Source organism: Sphingomonas sp. Leaf4, assembly GCF_920939515.1.
Classification (GTDB): Bacteria; Pseudomonadota; Alphaproteobacteria; order Sphingomonadales; family Sphingomonadaceae; genus Sphingomonas.
In genome coordinates this window covers 261,053-286,216 of the sequence record NZ_CAKLBB010000006.1, presented here as the reverse complement: position 1 = coordinate 286,216, position 25,164 = coordinate 261,053, and the positions used below count along the sequence as shown (strand labels likewise).

At 67.5% G+C, this 25,164-nt stretch carries 26 protein-coding genes; 13 read left to right on the top strand and 13 right to left on the bottom strand.

The annotated features are described in order from the left end of the window. The first annotated feature begins 1 nt into the window (after position 1). Entirely contained in the window at positions 2–397 is a 396-nt protein-coding gene (locus tag LRA89_RS11245) for a VOC family protein (protein ID WP_230770205.1), read from the top strand. A gap of 113 nt (positions 398–510) precedes the next feature. Here LRA89_RS11245 and LRA89_RS11240 read toward each other — a convergent pair whose 3' ends face one another. Beyond that, a complete protein-coding gene (locus LRA89_RS11240; RefSeq protein WP_230770204.1) occupies positions 511–1,266 on the bottom strand; it encodes an alpha/beta fold hydrolase in 756 nt (251 codons plus the stop codon). Between the two features lie 137 nt (positions 1,267–1,403). On the opposite strand from LRA89_RS11240, the gene LRA89_RS11235 reads away from it, so the two are divergent. Beyond that, a complete protein-coding gene (locus LRA89_RS11235) occupies positions 1,404–2,051 on the top strand; it encodes a YitT family protein (RefSeq protein WP_055760338.1) in 648 nt (215 codons plus the stop codon). Between the two features lie 24 nt (positions 2,052–2,075). Here the strand turns inward: LRA89_RS11235 and LRA89_RS20550 are convergent, their stop codons facing one another. The 5 genes from LRA89_RS20550 to LRA89_RS11205 all read right to left on the bottom strand — a co-directional run bounded on the left by LRA89_RS20550 (position 2,076) and on the right by LRA89_RS11205 (position 8,291). Next, a complete protein-coding gene (locus LRA89_RS20550) occupies positions 2,076–2,759 on the bottom strand; it encodes a methyl-accepting chemotaxis protein (RefSeq protein WP_055760336.1) in 684 nt (227 codons plus the stop codon). A 102-nt stretch (positions 2,760–2,861) separates the two neighbouring features. Further along, complete coding sequence (locus LRA89_RS11220) at positions 2,862–3,887, bottom strand: aspartate-semialdehyde dehydrogenase (RefSeq protein WP_055760333.1); 1,026 nt, start codon at positions 3,885–3,887, stop codon at positions 2,862–2,864. Positions 3,888–3,946: 59 nt separating this feature from the next. Next, on the bottom strand, positions 3,947–5,302 hold the full coding sequence (locus LRA89_RS11215) for a DUF418 domain-containing protein (protein ID WP_230770203.1): 1,356 nt from the start codon (positions 5,300–5,302) through the stop codon (positions 3,947–3,949). 73 nt (positions 5,303–5,375) lie between these two features. Continuing rightward, positions 5,376–7,604 carry a S9 family peptidase gene (locus LRA89_RS11210; RefSeq protein WP_443024966.1) on the bottom strand — a complete coding sequence of 743 codons (2,229 nt, stop codon included), beginning with the start codon at positions 7,602–7,604 and terminating at the stop codon, positions 5,376–5,378. Between the two features lie 201 nt (positions 7,605–7,805). Further along, entirely contained in the window at positions 7,806–8,291 is a 486-nt protein-coding gene (locus tag LRA89_RS11205) for an SH3 domain-containing protein (RefSeq protein WP_055760324.1), read from the bottom strand. A 95-nt stretch (positions 8,292–8,386) separates the two neighbouring features. Here LRA89_RS11205 and LRA89_RS11200 point away from each other — a divergent pair, with 95 nt between their 5' ends. Further along, positions 8,387–9,391 (top strand): 2-hydroxyacid dehydrogenase, encoded by a 1,005-nt coding sequence (locus LRA89_RS11200; protein ID WP_443024965.1) that lies wholly within the window; start codon positions 8,387–8,389, stop codon positions 9,389–9,391. Between the two features lie 107 nt (positions 9,392–9,498). After that, the gene (locus LRA89_RS11195) at positions 9,499–9,711 is read left to right on the top strand and encodes a hypothetical protein (RefSeq protein ID WP_055760318.1); all 213 of its coding nucleotides are present in this window, start codon (positions 9,499–9,501) and stop codon (positions 9,709–9,711) included. A 6-nt stretch (positions 9,712–9,717) separates the two neighbouring features. Here the strand turns inward: LRA89_RS11195 and LRA89_RS11190 are convergent, their stop codons facing one another. Beyond that, complete coding sequence (locus tag LRA89_RS11190) at positions 9,718–10,398, bottom strand: glutamine amidotransferase (protein WP_230770259.1); 681 nt, start codon at positions 10,396–10,398, stop codon at positions 9,718–9,720. 129 nt (positions 10,399–10,527) lie between these two features. Between LRA89_RS11190 and LRA89_RS11185 the strand changes: the two genes are divergently transcribed. Further along, on the top strand, positions 10,528–10,722 hold the full coding sequence (locus LRA89_RS11185; RefSeq protein WP_055760315.1) for a hypothetical protein: 195 nt from the start codon (positions 10,528–10,530) through the stop codon (positions 10,720–10,722). A gap of 27 nt (positions 10,723–10,749) precedes the next feature. Here LRA89_RS11185 and LRA89_RS11180 read toward each other — a convergent pair whose 3' ends face one another. The 6 genes from LRA89_RS11180 to LRA89_RS11155 all read right to left on the bottom strand — a co-directional run bounded on the left by LRA89_RS11180 (position 10,750) and on the right by LRA89_RS11155 (position 16,087). Further along, entirely contained in the window at positions 10,750–11,229 is a 480-nt protein-coding gene (locus tag LRA89_RS11180) for a hypothetical protein (RefSeq protein WP_230770201.1), read from the bottom strand. Beyond that, the gene (locus LRA89_RS11175; RefSeq protein WP_056497503.1) at positions 11,229–12,632 is read right to left on the bottom strand and encodes an NAD(P)H-dependent flavin oxidoreductase; all 1,404 of its coding nucleotides are present in this window, start codon (positions 12,630–12,632) and stop codon (positions 11,229–11,231) included. Before LRA89_RS11175 ends, LRA89_RS11180 begins: the two co-directional genes overlap by 1 nt. A 138-nt stretch (positions 12,633–12,770) precedes the next feature. Continuing rightward, positions 12,771–13,253 carry a hypothetical protein gene (locus LRA89_RS11170; RefSeq protein ID WP_230770200.1) on the bottom strand — a complete coding sequence of 161 codons (483 nt, stop codon included), beginning with the start codon at positions 13,251–13,253 and terminating at the stop codon, positions 12,771–12,773. 32 nt (positions 13,254–13,285) lie between these two features. After that, positions 13,286–13,795, bottom strand: coding sequence for a hypothetical protein (locus tag LRA89_RS11165; RefSeq protein ID WP_230770199.1), 510 nt, complete (start codon positions 13,793–13,795; stop codon positions 13,286–13,288). A 280-nt stretch (positions 13,796–14,075) separates the two neighbouring features. Next, positions 14,076–15,212 (bottom strand): glycosyltransferase, encoded by a 1,137-nt coding sequence (locus LRA89_RS11160; RefSeq protein WP_230770198.1) that lies wholly within the window; start codon positions 15,210–15,212, stop codon positions 14,076–14,078. After that, the gene (locus LRA89_RS11155) at positions 15,209–16,087 is read right to left on the bottom strand and encodes an alpha/beta fold hydrolase (RefSeq protein ID WP_230770197.1); all 879 of its coding nucleotides are present in this window, start codon (positions 16,085–16,087) and stop codon (positions 15,209–15,211) included. The genes LRA89_RS11160 and LRA89_RS11155 overlap by 4 nt, the downstream gene beginning before the upstream one ends. 18 nt (positions 16,088–16,105) lie before the next feature. Here LRA89_RS11155 and LRA89_RS11150 point away from each other — a divergent pair, with 18 nt between their 5' ends. The 8 genes from LRA89_RS11150 to LRA89_RS11115 all read left to right on the top strand — a co-directional run bounded on the left by LRA89_RS11150 (position 16,106) and on the right by LRA89_RS11115 (position 25,051). Beyond that, positions 16,106–17,608 (top strand): protein adenylyltransferase SelO family protein, encoded by a 1,503-nt coding sequence (locus LRA89_RS11150; RefSeq protein ID WP_230770196.1) that lies wholly within the window; start codon positions 16,106–16,108, stop codon positions 17,606–17,608. A gap of 310 nt (positions 17,609–17,918) precedes the next feature. After that, a complete protein-coding gene (astD, locus tag LRA89_RS11145; RefSeq protein ID WP_443024963.1) occupies positions 17,919–19,328 on the top strand; it encodes a succinylglutamate-semialdehyde dehydrogenase in 1,410 nt (469 codons plus the stop codon). 257 nt (positions 19,329–19,585) lie between these two features. Continuing rightward, entirely contained in the window at positions 19,586–20,914 is a 1,329-nt protein-coding gene (locus LRA89_RS11140) for a glycoside hydrolase 5 family protein (RefSeq protein WP_230770195.1), read from the top strand. 195 nt (positions 20,915–21,109) lie between these two features. Next, positions 21,110–21,898 carry a uroporphyrinogen-III C-methyltransferase gene (gene cobA / locus LRA89_RS11135; RefSeq protein WP_230770194.1) on the top strand — a complete coding sequence of 263 codons (789 nt, stop codon included), beginning with the start codon at positions 21,110–21,112 and terminating at the stop codon, positions 21,896–21,898. After that, positions 21,895–22,191: a DUF2849 domain-containing protein gene (locus LRA89_RS11130; RefSeq protein WP_230770193.1), complete on the top strand. Its 297-nt coding sequence runs from the start codon at positions 21,895–21,897 to the stop codon at positions 22,189–22,191. The genes cobA and LRA89_RS11130 overlap by 4 nt, the downstream gene beginning before the upstream one ends. Before the next feature lie 35 nt (positions 22,192–22,226). Continuing rightward, positions 22,227–23,861 (top strand): nitrite/sulfite reductase, encoded by a 1,635-nt coding sequence (locus LRA89_RS11125; protein WP_230770192.1) that lies wholly within the window; start codon positions 22,227–22,229, stop codon positions 23,859–23,861. Continuing rightward, positions 23,854–24,279 carry a DUF934 domain-containing protein gene (locus LRA89_RS11120; protein ID WP_230770191.1) on the top strand — a complete coding sequence of 142 codons (426 nt, stop codon included), beginning with the start codon at positions 23,854–23,856 and terminating at the stop codon, positions 24,277–24,279. The genes LRA89_RS11125 and LRA89_RS11120 overlap by 8 nt, the downstream gene beginning before the upstream one ends. Beyond that, positions 24,272–25,051 (top strand): phosphoadenylyl-sulfate reductase, encoded by a 780-nt coding sequence (locus LRA89_RS11115; RefSeq protein ID WP_230770190.1) that lies wholly within the window; start codon positions 24,272–24,274, stop codon positions 25,049–25,051. The genes LRA89_RS11120 and LRA89_RS11115 overlap by 8 nt, the downstream gene beginning before the upstream one ends. The last annotated feature ends 113 nt before the right edge of the window (positions 25,052–25,164 follow it).

Genomic DNA, 25,164 nt, shown 5'->3' with positions numbered 1-25,164 from the left:
CATGTCCGACGACTATCCCGGCGTCATCCCCCACCTGACCATCGCGGACCGCCGTGCCGACGAGGCGATCGCCTTCTATCAGGCGGCGTTCGGCGCGGAGCTGGTGCAGCGGATGCCGACCGAGGACGGGCGGGTGATGCACGCACATCTGAAGATCAACGGCGGGTCGGTGATGCTAAACGACGATTTCCCCGAATATCACGGGCCCACCGGCGCTCCGGCGGCGATGACGCTGCATCTGCAGGTGGCCGACGCCGATGCCGCGTTCGATCGGGCGACGGCGGCGGGTGCCACGGTGACGATGCCGCTCGACAACCAGTTCTGGGGCGACCGCTATGGGCAGGTCGCCGACCCGTTCGGGTTCACATGGTCGATCGGCGGGCCGGTCAGGGAATAGTCTTAAAGCCCCTCCCTGACAGGGAGGGGTTAGGGTGGGTCGGCCGGTTGGCTGGCGCAACGTTTCCTCGCGACCCTACCCACCCCCGGCCCCTCCCTTCCAGGGAGGGGAGCTTACTCGCCCAGAAACCCCGCGATCGCCTCGCCCAGTTCGCGTTTCGTCACCGCGCTCATGTGGTTGCCGGGCGTTTCGGCCAGCCGCGCGTCGGGCAGCAGATCGGCGAGCGCGGCGTGGCTGCCGTTGTCGTCGTCGTCCTTTCCGGCCAGCACCAGCACCGGTTGGCGAATCGCCGCCACTTCGTCGCGCGACGTATCGACGAACGTGTCGAGGATGCCGAGCAACGCCACCGCATCGCCGCCGGTGGTCTTGAGGAACGCCTCCGCCATCCATTCGGGCGATCCGCGCTCGAAGCTGCCAAGGTTGGTGAGGATGTTGCGGAAATGCGCCGCGCGTGCGCCGGTGTCGAGTAGCCCTTCCAGCCCCATGCCGCTCAGCACGACCCTGGCCGGGGCCGCGCCCATCGTCAGCATCCGCACCACCGTGCGCGCGCCCAGCGAATAACCGCCGAGATCATAGTCGGTGAGCCCGAGATGCGCGAGCAGCGCCATGCCGTCGCGGGCCAGCGCATCGGGCGGATAGGCGGCGGCATCGTGCGGCCGGGCGCTGCCCCCGTGCGCGCGCAGGTCGGGCATGATGACGCGGCGGCCGGTGGCGGCGATCTTCGCGGCGTGGCCGTAGCGGATCCAGTTGGTCATCGCGTCGCTGAAATAGCCGTGGATCAGCACCACCGGCCGGCCTTCGCCGACCTCGTGCCAGACGATTTCCTGTCCGTCGAAGCTGGCGAAGCGATGGGTGGCGACGTCGGACAAGGCAGCGGCTCCGCGAAAAAAGGATCGTCGTCCCGGGCGATAGGCGGGTGGCGGCCCCAAGTCGAGCGACGCGCCCCCTTCCCCGCCGGGCCGCACCCCGCTACAGCCGACGCAACAAAAGAACAATGTGGGAGGGGGTGCCGGTTTCTTCGCCGGAGTCCGCCGCCATCGCCCCAGCCGTCCCCCCGCACGCCGTACCGCACAGCCGGTCCGAGGATGTCTATGCCATCACCGTCGGCTGCGTGATGATCGCGCTCGGCCTTGCGCTGCTGCGCGCCGCCGGGCTGGTGACGGGCGGGATCGCCGGGGTGGCGCTGCTGGTCGGCTATCTGGTGCCGTTACCGACCGGAGTGTTGTTCACGCTCCTCAATATCCCGTTCTTCCTGTTCGCGCGCGCGGCGATGGGCAGCCGCTTCATGTGGCGGACGATCGCGGTCAACGGCGGGATCGCGCTGTTCTCCAGCCTCGCGCGCTATGGCATTCGCATCGTCGAGGTGCATCCGGCCTTTGCCGCGATCGCCGGGGGAACCGTCATCGGCATGGGCATCCTCGCGCTCGCGCGGCACGATGCCGGGGTCGGCGGGACCGGCGTGGTGACGTTGTGGCTGCAACGCACGCGCGGGTGGAATGCAGGCCGCACGCAGGTGGCGATCGACATCGCCATCCTGCTCGCCTCGTTCGCGGTGGTCACGCCGACGCTGATCGCGTGGTCGGCGCTGAGCGCGGCAGCGATCAGCGGCATCCTGATCGCGTGGCACCGGCCGGGGCGTTACACCGGTTATTGATGGGCGGGGATCACGCTGCCGGCTTCACGCCGCCAGCATCACGCCTTCGTGATCCTTCAGCATCGCCGAGGCGCGTTCGGTGGCGCTGCGGGTGTCGTCGGCCAGTTTGCGCACCTCGGTCGCGACCACCGCGAAGCCGCGCCCGGCATCGCCGGCGCGCGCCGCCTCGATCGCGGCGTTGAGCGCCACCAGCCGGGTCTGCGACGCGATGCCGCCGATCGTCGCGACGATGCCGGCAAGCTGCGTCACCGCCGTCTGCAATTCGTTGCGCTGGTCCTGCAACTCGCGGTGATAGCGCATGCCTTCGTCGAAACGCTGCTGCACTTCGAGTTCGAGCCGTACCTGCCGCGTCTGGTCGGTGGCGATCTTGACGATCTTGACCGGGCGGCCGTGCTCGTCGAGAATCGGGTTATAGGTCGCCTGCAACCAGCGTTCTTCGCCGCTGCGCGAGACGCGGCGATACAGTCCGGTGTCGAACGCGCCGCTGCCCAGCTTGCGCCAGAAATCGCCATAGTCCGGTTCGGCGGTATCATGGACGGTGCAGAACATGCGGTGGTGCCGCCCGGCCACCTCGTCGAGCCGGTATTCCATCACCTTGAGGAAGCGGTCGTTGGCCCACAATACCACGCCGTCCAGACCGAATTCGACCACTGCCTGCGACCGGCAGATCGCATCCCACGTCCCGACATATCCGATGGAATCGTCCATCCATCCCTCCTGCGATAGCAAAGGGTATACGGCTGGCGGACTTAAGATTTGCTTAGGAGTGGCTCGCCACCGGGCCGCAGGCCCGGTGCGATACCGTACCGGTCAGTCCTTTTTCAGATGCCGACGACCCAGCAGTTCGGCGATCTGCACCGCGTTCAGCGCGGCACCTTTCCGCAGATTGTCCGACACGCACCACAGCGCCAGGCCGTTCTCGACGGTCGAATCCTCGCGCACGCGGCTGACATAGGTCGCGAATTCGCCGACGCATTCGATCGGCGTAACGTATCCGCCGTCCTCGCGCTTGTCGACCAGCATGATGCCGGGCGCTTCGCGCAGGATGTTCTGCGCGTCCTGCGCCGACAGTTCGTTTTCCAGCTCGATGTTGATCGCTTCGCTATGGCCGACGAACACCGGCACGCGGACGCAGGTGGCGACGACCTTGATCTTGGGATCGAGGATCTTCTTGGTTTCGACCACCATCTTCCATTCTTCCTTGGTCGACCCGTCGTCGAGGAAGCTGTCGATGTGCGGGATCACGTTGAACGCGATCTGCTTGGTGAACTTCACCGGATCGGCCGAATCGCCGACGAAGATGTTGCGGCTCTGTTCGAACAGCTCGTCCATCCCCGCCTTGCCCGCGCCCGACACCGATTGATAGGTGGCGACGACGACGCGCTTGATCGTCGCGGCATCGTGCAGCGGCTTCAGGGCCACCACCATCTGCGCGGTCGAGCAATTGGGGTTGGCGATGATGTTCTTGACCTTGTAGCCGTCGATCGCTTCCGGGTTCACCTCGGGCACGATCAGCGGCACGTCGGGGTCCATGCGGTAGAGCGACGAATTGTCGATCACCACGCAGCCCGCCGCCGCGAACTTGGGCGCATAGATTTTGGTCGCGTCGCTGCCGATCGCGAACAGCGCCATGTCCCAGCCGGCGGGATCGAAATGCTCGATGTTCTGGATCTTGTACTGCTTGCCGGTCTCGCCGAAGTCGGCCATCTCGCCGGCCGAGCGCGACGAGGCGAGCACCGCCAGATCGTCGATCGGGAATTCCCGCTCGGCGAGGATGTTCAGCATTTCGCGACCGACATTGCCGGTCGCGCCGGCGACCACTACCCGATAACCCACTAGCCTACTCCGCGATCAAATCTTGCGCGCGGCATAGCCAATCGGACCGAATTGTAAAGTCAGGCCACCCCCAGCGTGGGGCCGGGCAGCGGTTCGCGGAGCCGCGGATGGCGAAACGGCTGCCATTCCCAATAGGCGAGGCTGCGCCATGCCCATTCCAGCGGCCCGTTGACGAACGACCGCGCCCACAGGTTCGCCACGATAGTGCACAAGACGATGACCGCGGTGCCGATGGCGAACTGCGCGGCATGGCCGTACCGGTCCCACAGGTCGAAACCGTACGGCGCGAAGAGGATGTGCAGCCCGATGATCTGTTCGAGGAAATAGACCGAGAACGCCATCCGTCCGACCGCCTTGAACGGTTTCAACACCGCCATGCCGCCCACCGACTTCATCGCGAGGTTGATCGCCGCGACATGGCCGATCGAGGTGAGGATGCGCCCCGCCTCCTCGGTAATCCACAGCGTCTTGGGAATCGGCAGGAAGGCAAGGAATTCGCTTACCCCGACGATGCGCGCGCCCAGCCCCAGCCCATAGGTGACGACCATCAGCCCCAGATAGAAGCGCGCGCTGCGCAGCCCCTGCGTCACGCCCCATTTCCACAGCGCGACGCCGATCAGCATCATGCAGAACGCCTCGACGATGGCGATGCCGAGGAAGCCCTTGCCGACCATGAAGGTCAGCCATGCCGTCCACATATAGTGCGCATAGGGCAGCCAGCCGCCTGCATGCGCCTTGCGTTCCTCGACCAGATCCTTCGCCATCTTCTCGGTCGGCTGGCGCTTGGCGATCTTCTCGTTCCATTCGCCGAGCGCCTTGGCATCGGCCGCCGCGACCGGGCGGCCCGCCGCCTGTGCCGCCTGCGCGCGTTCGACCCTGGCGACCATCGGCACGCGCTCGACATACTCCAATGTGCCCATCACCCCCATGGTCAGCGCGAACAGGCTGCCGATCGCGACCAGTGCCTTTGGCCCCAGCAGGCGGAAGGGAAACAGGAACAGCGAGGCGATGGCATAGACCGTCAGAATATCGCCGACCCACAGCACGACGAACACGTTGACGAGGCCGAAGGCGAGCAGCCAGAGCGTGCGACGGAAGAACAGGTCGGCGATCGCCACCGGTCCGTCGGGGCGCATCGCCCGCGCGGTCAGCACCATGAACCCCGCGCCGAACAACAGTTCGAGCACGCCGCGCTGCGTCCCTTCGAGGAACACGTCGACCGCGACCCACACCCCTTTGTCGAGCGGGGTCCAGCCGACCAGGCGCGGGTCGGCGAACAGTTTCGTCACCGACGACGCCTGGGTCGGGACATTCATGTAGAAGATGCCGAGGATCGCGAGGCCCCGCAGCACGTCCAGCACATCGATCCGCGCACGGCCCGTGACCGGTGCGATGGAAACCCCTGCTTCGCTCATATGTCCGACTCCCCCCGAAGTACGGACGTTACCGTACCACGGGGGCAAGTCGTCCCGCAATCAAAAGCGGTCGTTACTTGGCAGCAACGGTCCCGTCGAGGAAGTCGAGGATCGTTCCCCACAGATGTTCGCTGATCCCCGGACCACCGACACGGTGGGTCTGCCCCGGATAGAGCATCAGCTCGAACGGCGTCTTCGACTTCTGCATCGCCGCCATCATCGCGGTCGAATGTTCGAGCACCACATTATCATCGGCCATGCCGTGGATCAGCAGCAGCGGATCGGTGATCTTCGCGGCATCCGCCACGGTCGCCGACGCGGCGTATGCCTCGGGCACCTGACGCGGATCGCCCATGTAGCGTTCGGTATAATGGGTGTCGTACAACTCCCACCGGCTGACCGGCGCACCCGCGACCCCGGCGGCGAACACGCCCGGTGCCTTCTCTAGCAGCTTCAATGTCATATAGCCGCCATAGGACCAGCCATAGGTCGCGATCTTGTCGGACGCGACGAACGGCAGCGATTTCAGATAGTCCGCGCCGGCCAGTTGATCCTCGACCTCGACGCTGCCCATCGCGTGGTGGATCTGATCCTCGAACGCCTTGCCGCGATCCGGCGAGCCGCGATTGTCGATCTCGAACCAGATCCAGCCGCGATCGACCAGATATTGCCGCAGCGCCCCGCCCCACGCCCGGCGCACGACCTGGCTGTGCGGGCCGCCATAGTGCGAGAAGAACACCGGGTAGCGCTTGCCCGGTTCCAGCACCGGCGTAATCATGTTCCAGTGGAGCGTCGATCCGTCCTTTGCCTTCACCGTCCCGAACTGCGTCGGGCGGTGGCTGGCGACATAGGGCGCATAGGGGTGATCGCCCTTCAACGCATTCTCGTTGATCCACGCGAGCCGTTTGGCGGTGGTGTCCGCCAGATAGATTTGCGCGGGCTGATCGGGGTTGGAGCGGGTGACGATCAGCCGGCTGGCCTTGCCGTCCATCGACGCGCCATACGACCAGCCGCGCTCGGTCAGCCGGGTGACGGTGCCCGGCCGCGCGAGGTCGACATAATAGAGCTGGCGTTCGAGGACATCGTCCTTGTTGCCGAGGAAATAGACGCGGCCCTTCGCCTCATCCACCCCGGCCAGATCGCCGACCGCCCAGTCGCCCTTGGTCAACTGCGTCCAGTTGCCCGCCTTCCAGCGATAGAGATGGCCGTGGCCGTCGCGTTCGGACCACCACAATATGCTGCCGTCCTTCATCGGCTGATAGGCGTCGGACAGGTTGATCCAGCTATCCGGCCCCGATTGTTCGGTGAACAGCACGGTGGACATGCCCGTCGCCGGATCGACGCGCAGCATGTCGAGCCGGGTCTGCGCGCGGTTCTGCCGCTGGACCAGCAGCGCCTTGCCATCGGGGGTCCAGTCGACCCGCGCCAGATAGATGTCGGGATCGGGGCCGAGATCGACCTTCACCTTGCCCGAACCATCAGGCTTCATGACGTAGAGGTCGACCAGCACATTGGGCGTACCCGCCTTCGGGTAGCGTTGCTGGTAGATGCTCGTCCCCTCGGCACCGATCGCCGAGCGGGTGACGATGCCGACCGGAGCCTCGTCGAAGCGTTCGACCGCGACCAGCCGGTCGCCGGGCGACCACCAGTACCCGGTACGACGGCCCATTTCCTCCTGCGCGACGAACTCCGCCTCACCGAAGTGGACGGTGTCCCTGCCCTCGGTCGTCAGCGGCGTCTCGCGCCCCGACTTCAGGTCGAGCGCGACGAGATTCTGGTCGCGCACGAAGCTGACATAGCCGCCCGCCGGGCTGACCACGGGATTCAGCTCGCCGCTCTCGCTGTTGGTCAGGCGGCGGACGTCGCCGTTGATCGTCGCGAGATACAGGTCGCCGTCCAACGGCACGAGGATCGACTTGCCGTCGGGCGACCAGTCATAGGCGAGAATGCCGCGCTTGCCGGTGAGCGAGCGGTCGCGCTCGCGCTGCATCTTTTCGGCTTCGGACAGCGCCGCGCCAGTGCCGACCTTCTTGCTGTCGACCAGCATCCGCCATTCGCGCGTCGTGGTGTCCATCGCCCACAAATCGAACCGCTCGCGCTCGTCGGCACGGTTGCGCAGCAGCGTGACGTATTTGCCGTCGGGCGAGAGTTTCAGGCTCTGCGGGGCCGATCCGTTGAGGTCGGGGCTGGCGAAGACCCGCTCCAGCGTCAGGTCGCCCGGTTTGGCCGGGACCGGTGCCTCACTCGCCATGCCTGCCTGTCCCAATGCCAGCAACGCCACGCCCAACCACCATTTCACCATGCTGCCCCGTCTCCGATAGTGCCGGATGGTATCGCCCGATACGGCGGGGCAGTAAATGGCGGAAAACGTGCTGGAGCTGTTCCTCCCCTCCCTGACAAGGGATGGGGTCGGGGGTGGGTCGGTCCGCGAGGGGATGTCGCGCCTGCCACGGGCCTACTCATCCCCGGCCCCTCCCTTGTCCAGGGAGGGGAGCAGAACGGCCTACATCGCCTCGCCCGGATCGACGCCCCACAGCCGCGCCTGTTCGACATAGCCGCCGCGCCCGCGCACGTCGAAATAGCACCAGCCGCCGGTGCAGCGCGACAGCCGCCCGACCACGCCCTTCGCCGCGCGCCACGCCACCGCCGCGCCCGGTTGCGGCGAGGCGCGCAGCTCGACCATGTCCTGTGCGACATAGGCGGTGCGCCGGTCGCTCAAGAGCCCGACCTGAAACCAGCCACGCGTACCGTCGGGGTCCTCGACCCGGCGCCAGTCCTGATACACGTCGACCACCTTGATCGGCAGGTCGGCGCGGCGATAGACCCATTGCGTCGGATAATTCTTGCCCGGCCCGCTGCGCATCCGCGCCTCGCCCGCCGCGACCGAGGCGTAATAGGGCGGCTTGCGACGCTGCGCGTCGGCCGGAAGGGTGGTGAGCAGCGTCGCCACCGCACTCGCCAGCAACGCCTGTCGTCCGAACCGCTTCATTTCCTGTCCCCCTTAACCAAATTCTGCCTCTATCGTCACGGCCGCGCATCGGACAGCCCGTTGACGATTCCCCGGCTTGCCGCCAATCCGTGGATATGGTCGCCGCTTCGCCCCCGCTCCGCCGTCCGCGCGTGTATGTGACGCGGCAATTGCCACATGCCGTCGAGGAACGCATGACGACCTTGTTCGATGCGGTGCTGAACGCCGACGACCATGGTTTTTCGCGCGATGAGCTGGCGGCGGCGATGGCCGATTGCGACGTGCTGGTCCCCGCCGTCACCGACAGCATCGACGCCGCGCTGATCGCGGCCGCGCCCGACCGGCTGCGGCTGATCGCCAGCTACGGCGCAGGGGTCAACCATATCGACCTCGCCGCCGCCCGCGCGCGGCGCATTCCCGTCACCAACACGCCGGGCGTGCTGAGCGAGGACACCGCCGACATGGTGATGGCGCTGATCCTCGCCGTGCCGCGCCGGCTGGCCGAGGGCGAGAAGCTGGTGCGATCGGGCGAGTGGAAGGGGTGGAGCCCCGGCGGCATGCTCGGCCACCGCATCGGCGGCAAGGCGCTGGGCATCGTCGGCATGGGTCGCATCGGCCAGGCGGTGGCCAGGCGGGCGCGCGCGTTCGGCCTGTCGATCCATTATCACAACCGCCACCGCCTGCCCGCCGTCGTCGAGGCGGACCTCGGCGCGATATGGCACGACGATCTCGACGCGATGCTGCGCACGGTCGACCTGCTGACGATCCACACGCCGCGCAACGCCGACAGCGAGAACCTGATCGACGCGCGGCGGATCGCGCTGCTGGGTGCCCATGTCTATCTCATCAACGCCTCGCGCGGCGGGATCGTCGACGAGGAGGCGCTGGTCGACGCGCTGGAGGCCGGGCGGCTGGCGGGCGCGGGGCTCGACGTATGGGCGCATGAACCGCGGATCGATCCGCGGCTGCTGGCGCTGCCCAACGTCATGATGACGCCGCACATGGGGTCGGCGACATTAGAGGGCCGAATCGCGATGGGCGAAAAGGTCATCACCAACATCCGCGTCTGGGCCGACGGCCACCGCCCGCCCGATCAGGTGCTCGACGGGTTGCGGCGGTAGAGCGGTTTCACGCACATCGCGCTTCGTCGCAACGCTTCGTTTACGTGCCTCGTCCTATCGCCCGGATCACGCTATGCTGTAGTGCAGCATTACTTGGGGAATCGAAGATGATCCGGCGAATCGTCGCGCTTTTCTCTTGCGCGCTCGGCAAGCATACCCCGCGCAAGCGGTCGATCTGGCACGACAATATCGATGCGCGCTCGCGCTGCCTGGGGTGCGGCGCGCCGCTGCGCCGCGACATGCACGGCCGCTGGCACCGCTTCAACAGCCGCCGCGACGGCAACATCCACCGCCAGCCGCACCCGCATTTCGACCGCTGATCGGCTTTACGCTCCCAGCCCGGTCAGCCACTCGGCGATCATCGCCTGTCCGGCGCGCACCGCCGCCGGGCCATGGGTGCGATAGGCCGCGACCAGCCCCGCCCGGTGCATCGGGCAGTCGAGATAGTCGAGCCATGCGGTAAAGCGTTCGTCCTCGCCCATCTCGGCATGGAATTGCAGCGCCAGCAGGTTGCTCCCCCGCCGGAACCCCTGCCGATAGCGCGCGGTCGTCGCCAGCAGCTCGGTCCCGTGCGGCAGGTCGAAGGTATCGCCGTGCCAGTGCAGCACCGGCACCTGCGCGACATGGCGCAGCGGCGAGGCGATCCCTGGCGTCAGCTCGATGGCATCGAACCCGATCTCGCACGCCGGCCCCTTGTAGACCGCCGCGCCCAGCGCCGCCGCGACCATCTGCGCGCCAAGGCAGATGCCGAGCGTCGGGCGATCCGCCGCCAGCCGTCGGGCAAGTGCGGCGATCTCGCCGGGAATCCACGGGTGGTCGGCGGTGTCGTACACCCCCATCGGCCCGCCCATCACGATCAGCAGGTCGGGCGCGGTCAGATCGGCGGTGGCGAACGCCGGATCGGTCACGTCGATCCGGTCGAGCGCATAGCCCGCCGCCTCGATCGGCGCGCGATAGCCGGCGCAGCCTTCGTAGGGGACATGACGAACGATCAGGGCGGACTTCATCATCGCAACCTAGTCTGGGCGAGCTGAACCGACGCTGCAATGTTTCTTTGTGTGGCCCAAGCGACGGTTCGGAACCTGTCGCGGCGCAAGCCATTTCATGGGGCGTCCCGCGTAACAGGAGGTAAACCCATGAAGAAATTCGCAACGCTCGTCCTCGCCCTTGCCGCCGGCTCGTCGCTGGCCGCCTGTTCGACGCTGCGCGGCGGCGCGATCGGCGCGGCGGGCGGTGCCGGCATCGCCGCCGCGACCGGCGGCAGCGTGGAAAAGGGCGCAGCAGTCGGCGGCGTCGGCGGCGCGGTGGTCGGCACCGTTGCCGACGATTGATCGAACGGGAACGGCCGGGGCGGACCGCTACCCCCCGGCCATCCCGCGCAACTGTGCCGCCCGGCGCACATCCTTCGGGCGATCGAACAGCGTCAGCATTTCGGCAAGGTCGATGCGATCGGGGATGAACACGGTTCCCCCTGCAAGACGCACCGCTTCGCGCGACCGTGGTACGACCGGAACCCAGTCCCCACGCCGCCGGACCGTCAGCCCGGCCATGAACTCGACATGGATGTCCGCAAGTACGGCAGCCGCATAGCGGGCCGACCGGAAATGGTCGCTGTGACCGGGATCGAGCGACCAGACCTCGGGCACCGCCGTGACAAGCCCGAAATCGTCCGCGTCGATGAGGACGTCGATGTCGTCGACCATCATGTCCGGAACGCCGTGCAGAGCGACGGCCGCCCCCGCGATCACCCACCACGGCGATCGCGCGGCCCCAAGGATGTGCGCCACCCGGGCCAGCGCCGCCCGATGCGACAGCGTCAACCCGGGTGCCGTCCGCATCAGTCGCCGGTCAGGATGCGGTCGACCAGTTGCTTCACGCTCGGCACGAAGCCGTTGGAATAGAATGGATCGCGCTTGAAGTTGTACGCGGCGTGGCCGGCGAACATCAGGTTGCGGTCGGTATCGCCGCCGTGCGCGATGTCCTGCAACGTCTTCTGGATGCAGAAGCTGCGCGGATCGGCCAGCCGCCCGGTCGAATTCGTCTCGCTGTCGGCCCAGCTCGAAAAGCTGCACTGCGACAGGCAGCCCATGCAGTCGGCCTGATCCTTGCGGATTTCGCCCTTTTCCTCGGGAGTGACGAACACCAGCGTGTTGTCCGGGGTCTTGAGCGCATCGGTGAAGCCGTGGCCGAACCATTCGCGCGCGCGCAGCAGATCGCCCTGCGTCACCCAGAAATTGCGGCCCTTCACGCCTACGTCGAGCTGGAACACATGGTCGCCCGCTTCCTGCTTGGAAAAGGCGATCTGCCGTTCGGAGCGCGCTTCGAGCTGGCGCAGGAACGGGTTGCGCACCGCCGACGAATAGAAACCGGTCGGCGAGAAACGGTGCAGCAGCACGTCGCCTTCCTCGATCTCCATCAGCTTCGCCTTCCACCCTTGCGGGATCGGGCTTTCCTGCGTCAGCAGCGGCCGGGTGCCGAACTGGAACGCGATCTTGCCCAGCTCGGGATTGTCGATCCAGTCGCTCCAGTCGCGCAGATACCATACGCCGCCGGCCATCACGATCGGCACGTCGTCGGAAATGCCGCCCTCGCGCATCGTGTCGCGCAGCGCCTTCACGCGGGGATACGGATCTTGCGGGGCCAGCGGGTCCTCGGCGTTCGACAGGCCGTTGTGGCCGCCGGCCAGCCACGGATCCTCATACACCACCGCCGCCAGCCATTCCGACGCCTTGGAATAGGCACGCTTCCACAGCGCGCGGAACGCGCGGCCCGACGACACGATCGGCAGATAGCTCACGCCATAGGATGCGGTGATCTCCGACAGCTTGTAGGGCATGCCGGCGCCGCAGGTGACGCCCGAGACGAGGCCGCGCGTGCGCTCCAGCACGCCGTGCAGGATACGCTGCGCCCCGCCCATTTCCCACAGCACGTTGATGTTGATCGCGCCGTTGCCGCCGGCGATCTCCCACGCGCGGCGGACCTGCTGCACCGCGCCCTCGATCGCATATTCGATCAGTTCCTCATGGCGTTCGCGGCGGGTCAGCGCCTTGTACACCTGCGGAATGATCTTGCCGTCGGGGTCGTAGCTGTCGGCGTTGACCGCCGAGACGGTGCCGATCCCGCCCGCCGCCGCCCAAGCGCCGGCGGATGCGTGATTGGTCGCGGCGACGCCCTTGCCCCCTTCGATCAGCGGCCAGACTTCGCGGCCGTTATAGACGATGGGCGACAGACCTTTGAACAACGTGACCTCCGCTGGAACCAAGCCGGCCGACGGCATTTGTGCCGACCGCATCCGGCGTTCAATAGTGGCAGGGTAGCACGAACGCGAGCAAATTGCGTGGGCACCCCCGGTCATGGCCGACACGCCGGGGACCGATGGCTATTTCGGCGGGCATTCGCCCAGTCTGCGGGCCTTCAACGTCGAACGAAACGGCGTGATGCTGCCGTTCGACAATTCATAGGTGCTGTTGATCGTCAGATCGACCGTTTCGGCAACGACGGTACCCGATACCCGCTGGACGAATTCATGCCTGCCAAAGCTGCATCGATAGCCGCCTTCGATCCGGCCGTTGGCTATTCTCAACTTCGGCGGGGCACAGGTGCCACTGCCCGCCATCCCCGGATCGGCTCCCAGCATCATGCCAATCGCATCGCGCATGTCCCCTTCACCGATGCACATGCGATATTTGAAACCCGGCATCACACGACGCCCCGGATAATTCCCAAGCGGAAAGGTCTTGCCGCGCTCGAACAGCCACTCGCCGGGACGGACGTTCAAGGAAGGTCCGACTACGACAATATCCTTGTCGGATTTGTCCTGCACGGCCATCGCCCCGATCAGGGGCAGAAAACCGATCGCCAACCATCGCCGCATATCCCGTTCCCCCCGACCGTTCATGGTATCGGCTGCACCGCGCCCTCGATCGCCGGCATCACCTGAAAATGGACCGGCACGTTGGCCGCCGGCGGACGTCCGCCCCATTCTAGCTGTCGGCCATAAATCAGCAGGAATTTCGCCGCGCCGGTATCGACCAGCACCAGCCGATCGGGTTGCGAGTGCGACGTCACCACAGCGCCGCACCCAAGGCCGTTGCCCGTGGCGACCGGCCGCCATTCGGCGCAGCGGATGTCGCCACGCCCGGCGCGAACCGTCAGCGACAACCTGACCCGGTCGGGATCGATCCGGCCTGACAACGGGACGAGCGTCATGCCGGTGCCGAGCGTCACCGTCACCCAGAATTGTTGCACCATCGGGTCGAATTGCAGGTCGAAGCGGTCCGGCCGGCCGTCCCCGTCGATATCGACATCCAGCACGGCACGCTGCGGCGACGCGGGCCGCTGCGCATCCGCCGCCGCCGGCATCAGCAGCAACGCCGCCGGCCACCACCCGATCCATCGCCGCATTCCGCCCCCTCCCCCGCGCCCGTCCGGCGCATGTTTCGGACGATAGTATCAGCAGCCCCGGCGCGGCGGCAAGCAGCCCCAGGCGGGATCGACATTCAGCATTGCTGGCCGATCTTCGTCATTTTCGGCCGAACCAGCTATCCCATCGTCATCCCGGACTTGTTCCGGGGTCCACGGCTCGGCAATCGGTGCGCCTTGCGGCTGTATCGACAGCGTTTGGGGCCAGGTGGACCCCGGAACAAGTCCGGGGTGACGATGGGAGCGTGAATATCGATCGGCCCTATCCCAACGCCCCCGGCCGGCCGATCGCACTCTCATAGAGCGCCTTGTACTTCGCGATCATCGCCGCCTCGTCGAACGCGGCGCGGGCCTTGGCCTGGTTCGCCTCGCCGACCTTGCGGCGCGCTTGCGGGTCGGTGGCGAGGGCCTGTAGCCGGTCGCGCAGGTGAACCTCGTGGCGGTCGATGCCCATGTAGAGCGCGTTTTCCGGCGCCACCATCGACGCGATGTCGCCGACCGGTGGCGCCACGACCGGCAGCCCCGCCGCCATCGCCTCCATGACCGAGATCGGCTGCTGCTCGCTCTTCGACGACAGCGCGAAAATGTCGAACAGCCCCATGTAGCGCCATGCTTCGGGCAGGAAGCCGGGCAGATGGACGCGGTCGTCGATGCCCATCGCCTCGGCGGCGTCGACGATCGCCTGCCGCTCCGGTCCCTCGCCGACGATCACCAGCCGCACCTTGACCGCGATGCCGCCGACCGCGCGGACCAGCAGCGGCAGGTCCTTCACGTCGCGCAGGCCCGCGACCGCGCCGATCACCACTTCGCCGGGCCTGCGCCGGAAGCCGGGGATCGCGTCCACCGCGACGCCTTGCGCGAACTTGTCGACGGGCACACCGTTGCCGATCAGGTGCAGCCGCGCCTCGGGCTGTTTCCACGGCCCCCGCGCGACCGCCATCAGCTTGTCCGACGGCACGACCAGCGCGTGCGCCGCCGACAGCGCCATGCGGCGATACATGTTGCGCACCGGGTTCAGCCGGGTCGCCTCGTCCTCGTTGAAGCCGTCCTCGTGGTGGATCACCGGCGGCAGGCCCTTGGCGAACACGCGCTTGGCCATCACCCCGTCGATCGCGCCCCAGTTATAGGTCAGCACCAGATCGAACCGCCGCAGGAAGTTCGCGATCGCCTCGTACCGCGCGACCGAGGGTTTGCCGGTCAGCGGCGGCGGATTCTGCGCGATCTGCCAGTCGATATGCCGGCCGATCGCCGCCTGCGCCTCGACGCGCTCGGGCACGCCCGAGACGATGGTGTGCGTCGCACTCCGGCCAAAGGCGTGCATCAGCCGGATCGCGCGCGCCTCCTTGCCGCCATAGGCGAAGGAGGAATGGAGGTGGAGGATGCGGACCGGCGCGCTCATGCGCCCGCCACCCGTGCGAGCAGCCGGTCGATCGCGGCTTGCGCCGGCGCTTCGTTCAGCGTCGGGGCATGGCCGGTGTCGGGCACGACGGTCAACTCCGCCCCGTCGATGCGCTGCGCCATCGCTTCGGCCACCCGCGCGGGCAGGATGTCGGACAGCGCGCCGCGCACGATCGCCACCGGCTTGCCCGCCAATGCCTCATACGCGCGCCACATGTCCGGCCCCGCCTCGTTGCCCGGCACGCGGAACGGCTCGGCGATGCGCATGTCATAATCGAGCTGGATGCGCCCGGCGGAGGTCAGCCGGTGCAGCCGCTTGGCCATGTGCAGCCAGTCATGAACGTCATAGCCGGGATAGACCGCCGCGTTCCCCTCCGCCATGCAGCGCGCGGCGTGCATCCATGTCGGGTGGCTCACCTGCTTGCCGACATAGCCGCGAATCCGCCCCAGCCCCACCGGGTCGAGTTCCGGCCCGACGTCGTTCAGCAGCGCGGCGGCGATCCGGTCGCGATCGGTCGCCGCCAGCAGCATCGTCAATATGCCGCCGAGCGAGGTGCCGAACGCCACGACGCGCGGCAGGTCGAGCTGGTTGAGCAGCGCCTCGACATCCTGGAGATAGACGAGCGGCACATAGGTCATCGGATCGCGCGCATAGCCGCTCTCACCACGCCCGCGCATTTCGGGCACGATCAGCCGCCATTCGCCGCCCAGCCGCCCGGCCACGTCGTCCCAGTCGCGCGCGTTGCGCGTCAGGCCGTGGAGGCACAGGATCGCCGGGCGATCGTCGCGGCCGGCATAGTCGCGGTAATGCAGCCGCAGGCCGTCGTTCGACCACCAATAGCCATCGGTGCAGCGTTGCTTGTCGGGGAGCGCCATCGTCCCCCATATCGCCGCATGGCCGAAAACCCGCAACCCGCTCGCTATCGTCCCCGCACCGATATTCTGGCGTTGGGCGATCCGTTCTTCGATCCCGTCGAGGCGGCGGCGTTTCCCGACGCGACGCTGCGCTACCGCAACGACCGCGCGGCGGCGCAGATCGGGATCACGCCATCCCGTCACCCCGGACTGGTTCCGGGGTCCACCGGGCCACGGGCGATAACGTCCGAAATCGAAGCGGCACCGTCCGCCGAACCGTGGACCCCGGAACCAGTCCGGGGTGACGACGGGGTGCTGACGCTCACCGACGCGGAGTGGATCACCCATTTCGCCCGCTTCGCCGCCCTGCCCGGCAGCCTGCCGCAGCCGCTGGCGCTGCGCTATCACGGCCATCAGTTCCAGCACTACAACCCCGACATCGGCGACGGGCGCGGCTTCCTCTTCGCGCAGCTTGAGGATGGCGCGGGCCGGCTGATGGATCTGGGCACCAAGGGATCGGGGCAGACGCCGTACAGCCGGTTCGGCGACGGCCGGCTGACGCTGAAAGGGGGGTTACGCGAAATCCTCGCCACCGAGATGCTAGAGGCGCTGGGCGTCACGACCTCGCGCACCCTGTCGCTGATCGAGACGCACGAGGAGCTGGTGCGCGGCGACGAACCCTCGCCCACCCGGTCAGCGGTGATGGTGCGGCTGAACCACAGCCATGTCCGCATCGGCACGTTCCAGCGGCTGGCCTATGAGCGCGACGGCGAGGCGATGGCGCGGCTGGTCGATTATGTGCTGACCCGCCTCTACCACCGCACGCCGGGGGCCGAACCGGCGGTCGAGCTGTTCGACGCGGCGGTCGGCCGCATCGCCACGCTCGCCGCGCAGTTCATGGCGGCGGGCTTCGTCCACGGCGTGCTCAATACCGACAATATCAACCTGACCGGCGAGAGCTTCGATTACGGCCCGTGGCGGTTCGCGCGCGACTGGGATGCCGGGTTCACCGCCGCCTATTTCGACCATCAGGGGCTCTATGCCTATGGCCGCCAGCCCGACGCGATGCACTGGAACGCGATGCAACTGGCGGTGGCGTTGCGCACCCTGTCGCCGGCCGAACCGCTGATCGCGATCCTCGAAACCTATCCCGCCCGCTTCGCCCGCGCCGCCGCCGATGCGCTGTTGTGGCGGCTGGGCGTGTCCCCGCGCGGGGAAGCGGAGGACGGCGCGCTGCACGACGCCGTCGTCCGCGCGCTTGCCGCTTCCCGCATGCCGCTCGACCGCTTCTATCACGAGGCGTTCGGCGGCTGGCTGCCCGAAGGCGACGACTGGACACCGTTCGAGGAGGTCCGCGCGCTGCTGTCCGACTATCGGCCGCGCAAGGACCGCTCGCACCCCTATTGGTCCGACGCCCACCCCTGTTCGATGCTGATCGACGAGGTGGAGGCGATCTGGGCGGCGATCGCCGAGCGCGACGACTGGGCGCCGCTGGACGCCAAGGTCGCCGCGATCCGGCGGATGGGGGATGCGCTGCGCTGAACCCATCGTCATTCCGGCGAAGGCCGGAATCCATGGATACGGGCCGTATCGATGAAAACGCGACGTCACCCCATCCGTGGATTCCGGCTTTCGCCGGAATGGCGAAATGGCGCGCCACCCGCTATTTCCGTCGTCCCCGCGCAGGCGGGGACCCATATACGCTGACATAGCGCTTCCATCACAGCCGTTGCGGCAATGGATTCCCGCCTTCGCGGGAATGACGGAGGCATTACCCACCATTCCACAAATCTGGCATCCCGGTCCGTTCTGGTCCAAGAACGAGTTAGTTTCAGGAGTCGATCACCCTATCATGGCCGAACTCGTCTCGACCGAACCCGCCACCGGGGCAACGCTGTGGCGCGGTGCCATCGGCGATGCCGATGCCGAAGTCGCCGCCGCGCGCGCCGGCTGGGCCGACTGGGCGTCGCGTCCGCTCACCTTCCGCGTCGAGACGCTGCGCCGCTTCGCCAATGTCGTGCGCCAGCGCGCCGAGGCGTTCGCCGACGTCATCGCCCGCGAAACCGGCAAGCCGCTGTGGGAGGCGCGCAGCGAGGTCGAGACGGTCGTCGCCAAGGTCGACATCTCCGTCACCGCCTATAGCGATCGCACCAGCCAGCGCCGGCTCGAATCGCCGATGAACACGCGCATGGCGCTGCGCCACAAGCCGCATGGCGTGCTGGCGGTGCTGGGGCCGTATAATTTCCCGGCGCACCTGCCCAACGGCCACATCGTCCCCGCGCTGATCGCGGGCAATGCGATCGTGTTCAAGCCGTCGGAAAAGACCCCGGCGTCGGGCGCGTTCCTGATCGACTGCTACCGTGCGGCGGGCGTGCCCGAAGCGTGCGTGCGGCTGCTGATCGGCGGCGCGGACCAAGGGCGCGCGCTGTCACAACACCCCGACATCGACGGGCTGCTGTTCACCGGATCGGCGCGCACCGGCGTCGCGCTCAACCGCCAGTTCGCCGAGACGCCGGGCAAGATCCTCGCGCTGGAAATGGGCGGCAACAATCCGATCGTGGTGTGGGGCACGCCCGATCTCTATTCGGCCGCCGTGCTGGTGGTGCAGTCCGCCTTCACCAGTGCCGGGCAGCGCTGCACCGCCGCGCGCCGGCTGATCGTCGAGCGGCGGCTGGCCGAACCGCTGCTGGCGGAGATCGGCCGGCTGTGCGACCGGCTCATCATCGGCGAGCCGCACGCCGATCCCGCGCCGTTCATGGGGCCGGTGATCGACAACGACGCCGCCGACCAGTTGACCGAAAGCTTCCTGTCGCTGTCCGCGCGCGGCGGCCGCCCCTTGCGCTATCTGCGCCGGTTGATCGAGGGGCGGCCGTTCCTCACCCCCGGCATCATCGACATGTCCGACACCGCCGAGCGCAGCGACATCGAACTGTTCGGCCCGCTGCTGCAGGTATTCCGCGTCGACAGTTTCGAGGATGCGATCGCCGAGGCGAACAACACCAATTACGGCCTGTCCGCCGCGCTAGTGGCGCAGGACCCGCGGCTCTACGACGCCTTCTGGGCCAATATCCGCGCGGGGATCGTCAACTGGAACCGGCCGACCAACGGTGCCTCGTCCGCCGCACCCTTCGGCGGGGTCGGCTGGTCGGGCAACCACCGCCCCTCGGCCTATTACGCCGCCGATTACTGCGCCTATCCGGTCGTCTCGGCCGAGGCGGAACAGCCGCGCGCCTCGATCGGCATCGGCCTTGCCAACGAATAGGGCCGGATCGACATTCAGCCAGACGGCGGCGCTTGCCTGCTCCCCTCCCTGACAAGGGAGGGGCCGGGGGTGGGTCGGCCCGCGAGGAAACGCAAGCGCTCCGCAACCGGCCAACCCACCCCCAACCCCTCCCTTCCAGGGAGGGGAGCAGATCGGGACGGCATATCGTTGAATGTCGACTCGCCCGAATGAAGATGGTTGCGAGCGCCGCCGGTTGCGATAAAAAGGAATAAGAAAAACAAATAGGGAGATGAGCCGTGGTCGATCGTCGTTCCGTCCTTGCGGGCGGGCTGGTTCTGGCGGGATGCGCCGCCACCGGACAGACCCCGCCCGGCACCACGGCGGCCCGACCCTTCATTCGCCGCGACGGTATGCGGCTGATGCAGGGCGACAGGCCCTATCGCTTCGCCGGCGCGAACCTGTGGTATGCGGCATGGCTCGGTGCCGATGCGCCTTACGGCGACCGCGCCCGCCTGTCGCGCGAGCTCGACCGGTTGAAGGCGGCGGGCGTCACCAACCTGCGCATCATGGCCTCGGCCGAGGAAGGCCCGCTCAACAATTCGATCAAGCCCGGCTTCCGCACCGCCAACGCCGATTATAACGAAACGATGCTCGCCGGGCTCGACTGGGCGATGGCGGAGATCGCGCGGCGGGGGATGACCGCCGTGCTGTGCCTGACCAACTTCTGGGAATGGTCTGGCGGGCTGATGACCTATCTCAGCTATGTCGGCGAACCGTGGATCGACATGGGCGACCCCAAGCATCCATGGCCCGAATTCCCCAATTCGAATTCGCGCTTCTACGGCAATGCCCGCGCGGTGGCGCTCTACCACGCCTATGTCCGCGCGGTCGTGACGCGCACCAACCGCGTGACCGGCAAGCCGTACCGCGACGATCCGGCGGTGATGGCGTGGCAGCTCTGCAACGAACCGCGCCCGGCGGGTGATCTGGCGCATGCGAAGCTGCCCGACTTCTATGGCTGGGTCGACGGCACCGCGCGCCTCATCAAGTCGCTCGACGCCAATCATCTGGTGTCGACCGGCAGCGAGGGGTTGAAGGGCAGCCTTGAGCAGACCGACATCGTTCGCACCGAACATGCGTTCGATTCGATCGATTATCTGACGGTCCATGTCTGGCCGAACAACTGGACCTGGGTCGACCAGAAGGACTTGGCGCGAACCTATGCCCGGGGCGAGACGCTGGTCGAGGACTATGTCCGCAAGCACATCGCCATCGCCCGCGATCTGAACAAGCCGATGGTGATCGAGGAATTCGGCTATCCGCGCGACGGCGGCAGCAACGATCCGAAAGCATCGATCGTCTACAAGGATCGCTTCTACCAGTTGCTCCACCGCCTCGCACTCGCCGACGCGCAAAGCGGCGGGCCGACCGCCGGCACGAACTTCTGGGCATGGAATGGCGAGGCGCGGACGAAGAACGCCGACTGGCGCTTCCACCCCGGCGACCTCCAGTACATGGGCGATCCGCCGCACGAACCGCAGGGCTGGTACGGCGTGTTCGACACCGACGCCTCGACGCTGGCACTGGTCGCCGCGCAGGCAAGGGCGATGCAGGCGATCGGGTGACACCCACCCGTCATCCCGGCGCAGGCCGGGATCCATGGACAGGCGACGGTAGCGGCTCCATCGCACCCGCCCGTATCCATGGATTCCGGCCTGCGCCGGAATGACGGGGTGGTCGGGTACAGGAAAAGAATCCCTACCCGTCCCCCAAGCAAGCGTCGGTTGCGCAAACCCCGCCCGCCCCGCATCTATTCCACCATGGCAAGTCTACTCGATCCCACCGCGCGCGGGCGCGTCATCCTCGTCGGTGCCGGGCCGGGCGATCCGGGCCTGCTGACCGTGCGCGCGGTCGAGGCGCTGAAATCCGCCGACGTCGTCGTCCACGACGGGCTGATCGACCCGCGCGTCCTCGACCATGCCCCCGCCACCGCGCAGCGCATCTCGGTCGCCAAGCAGCGCGCGCGCCACACGCTGCCGCAGGAGGCGATCAACGCGCTGATCGTCGCCCACGTCAAGACCGGCGCGATCGTCGTCCGGTTGAAGGGCGGCGATCCGTTCATCTTCGGCCGCGGCGGCGAGGAGGTCGAGGCGGTGCGCGCCGCCGGCCTCCCCGTCGAGGTCATCCCCGGCGTGTCGGCGGCGCTCGGCTGCGCGGCGGGGGCGATGCTCCCGCTCACCCACCGCGACTGGTCGTCGGCGGTCAGCTTCGTCGCCGGCCAGTGCAAGGGCCTCTCCGAACAGGACTGGTCGGGCCTCGCCGGACAGGGTCGCACGCTGGTGATCTACATGGGCGTCGCCACCGCCGAGGCCATCGCCGACAAGCTGATGGCCGACGGCGTCGCCCCCGACATGCCGGTCGCGGTGCTCGAACGCGGCACCTATGCCGACGCCCGCGCGCTGCGCACCCTGCTCGCCGATCTCGGACCGATGGTCTCGCGCGAGCGCGTCGGCAGCCCGGCGGTGATCGTCGTCGGCGAAGTGGTGCAACTGGCCGATGCCGAGGACAAGCTCGGCGCATGGGCCACCGCGGCGGAGGCAATGGCATGAAACTGCTGACCGGCAACGACCTGCCCAGCGGCGACGTGACGTGGTGGACCGGGACCGAATGGTCGCGCCATGTCGAGGATGCCGCCGACGTCGGCGAGGACGGCGAGCGGATCGCCCAGGCCGAAGAGGCCGCCCGCCGCGTCAACGCGCCCTATGTGATCGATGCGGTGGCAACCCCCGACGGCCCGCGCCCGGCGCATATCAAGGACCGCATCCGCGCGCTCGGCCCCACCGTCCGCAACGACCTGACGCTCAAGCCCGCCGACCGCGATGCCGGCGCGTGGGTCATTTGAACCTCGCCGCCCCCGCGAAGGTCTAGGAACAAGCGATGTATCAGTACGACACCTACGACCAGTCGATCGTCGACGCCCGCGTCGCCGAGTTCCGCGATCAGGTCGAACGCCGCCTGTCGGGCCATCTGACCGAGGACCAGTTCAAGCCGCTGCGGCTGATGAACGGCCTCTATCTCCAGCTCCACGCCTATATGCTGCGCGTCGCCATCCCCTATGGCACGCTGAACGGGCTGCAGATGCGGACGCTGGCCGACATCGCGCGCACCTATGACCGCGATTACGGCCATTTCACCACGCGCCAGAACCTCCAGTTCAACTGGATCAAGCTGGCCGACACGCCCGACATCCTCGAAAAACTGGCCAAGGTCGAGATGCACGCCATCCAGACCAGCGGCAACTGCATCCGCAACATCAGCTCCGACCAGTTCGCCGGCGCCGCCGCCGACGAGACGACCGACCCGCGCCCATGGGCCGAGTTGCTGCGCCAATGGTCGACCTTCCACCCCGAATTCAGCTACCTGCCGCGCAAGTTCAAGATCGCGGTCATCGCCGCCGACGAGGATCGCGCGGCGATGCGCCTGCACGACATCGGCCTGCGCATCACCTCGCAGGACGGGGTTGCCGGCGCGCAGGTCTATGTCGGTGGCGGCATGGGCCGCACCCCGATGATCGCGCCGCTGGTCAACGATTTCGTGCCGCTCGGCGACCTGATGAGCTATCTCGAAGCGTGCCTGCGCGTCTACAACCGCTACGGCCGGCGCGACAACATGTACAAGGCGCGGATCAAGATCCTGATCCACGAGATCGGCGTCGACAAGTACCGTGCCGAGGTCGCCGAGGAATTCGCGCATATCAAGACGCTGGGCATCGACCCGCCGCAGGCCGAATTCGACCGGATCGCCGCCTTCTTCGCCGACCCCGCCTTCGCAGACACCTCGGCCGACGCTCCGGTCGATCGCAGCGACGCCGGCTTCGCCGCATGGCTCGACCAGAATACCCACGCCCACAAGCGGGCGGGCTATACGATCGTCACGATCAGCCTGAAACCCGCCGGCGGCATCCCCGGCGACGCCTCGGCCGATCAGATCGATGCCATGGCCGATCTGGGCGAGCGCTACAGCTTCGACGAACTACGCGTGACGCATGCGCAGAACATCGTCCTGCCCCACGTCCGCTCGGCCGACCTGCGCGCCGTCTACGACCGGCTGGTCGAAATCGGGCTAGCCGAGGCGAACCTCGACCTCATCACCGACATCATCGCCTGCCCCGGCCTCGATTATTGCAGCCTCGCCAACGCCCGCTCGATCCCGCTCGCGCAAAAGATCGCCGACCGCTTCGCCGATCCGGTGCGCCAGCGCGATCTGGGCGAGTTGAAGCTCAAGATCAGCGGCTGCATCAACGCCTGCGGCCATCATCACGCCGGCCACATTGGCATCCTCGGCGTCGACCGGAAGGGCACGGAAAATTACCAGTTGCTGCTCGGCGGATCGGGCGCGGAGGACGTGAGCCTCGGCAAGATCACCGGCCCCGGCTTCTCGGAGGACGGCGTGGTCGACGCGATCGAGCGCGTGACCGAGCGCTATCTCGCCGAACGCGAGGGCGACGAGCGGTTCGTCGACACCTATCGCCGGATCGGCATGGAACCGTTCAAGGAGGCCATCTATGGTTGAGGCACTGCGCTTCCGCGACGATGCGGGCCATGACGAGCCCGCCGTCACCCTCGACGCCTTTCTGGGGCAATCGAACGCCACCGCCGTGCGGATCGAGGCGGGCGACGATGCGCGCGAGTTGCTCCCCCATCTCGACCGGCTGTCGCTGATCGAGGTCAGCTTCCCCAAGTTCCGCGACGGGCGCGGCTATTCCGCCGGCCGTATCCTGCGCGAAGCGGGCTATACCGGCGAATTGCGTGCCGAGGGCGACGTGCTGGTCGACCAGTTGCCGCTGATGCGCCGCTGCGGCTTCGACAGCTTCGCGCCTGCCCAGCCGATCGATCCCGCCGCGCTGGAACGCGCGCTCACCCGCTACGACGATGTCTATCAGGCGGCGGCCGACGGCCATGTGCCGGTGTGGAAACGCCGGCATGGTTGAGATCGACAGCCGCATCCGCGACCGGATCGATACCGGCCCGCGCTTCACCACCGCCGACGCCCACCGGCTGAACAACCTGTTCCGGGGCGCCACGACGCAGGAGATGCTCACCACCGTCCTCACCGAACGCATGCTGGGCGATGTCGCGATCGTCTCGTCGTTCGGCGCGGAATCGGCGGTGCTGCTGCATCTGGTCGCCTCGGTCGACGCATCGGTGCCGGTGCTGTTTCTGGAGACGGGCAAGCATTTTCCCGAGACTCTGGCCTATCGCGACCTGCTGGTCGACCGGCTCGGCCTCACCGATTTCCGCAATCTCGAACCCGATCCCGAACGGCTGGCAGCGAAGGATTCGACGGGCCTGCGCTGGTCCTATGATCCCGATGGCTGCTGCGACATCCGCAAGGTGGAACCGCTGGCCCGCGCGATGACCGGCTTCGACGCCAGCTTCACCGGGCGCAAGGCGTTCCAGTCGGCGACCCGCACCGCGCTCCCGCGCTTCGAGCTGGACCTGTCGGACGCGGCGGGCCGGTTGAAGGTCAACCCACTCATCACCTGGACCCCGGCGGATGTCGATGCCTATTTCGCCGAACACGACCTGCCGCGCCACCCACTGGTCGAACAGGGCTTCCCCTCGATCGGCTGCGCCCCCTGCACCAACCGGGTGAAGCCGGGCGAAGACCCCCGCTCGGGCCGCTGGGCCGGTTGGGAAAAGGTCGAATGCGGCATCCATGTGCCGCTGGGCGACGGTGATCCGAACCTGCCGAGTTTCTGACGGAGGAATGAAATGCTCCCCTCCCTGAAAGGGAGGGGCTGGGGGTGGGTAGGCCCGTGGCGGGCGATCCGGTCCCTCGCAGGCCGACCCACCCCCGCCCCCTTCCTGTCAGG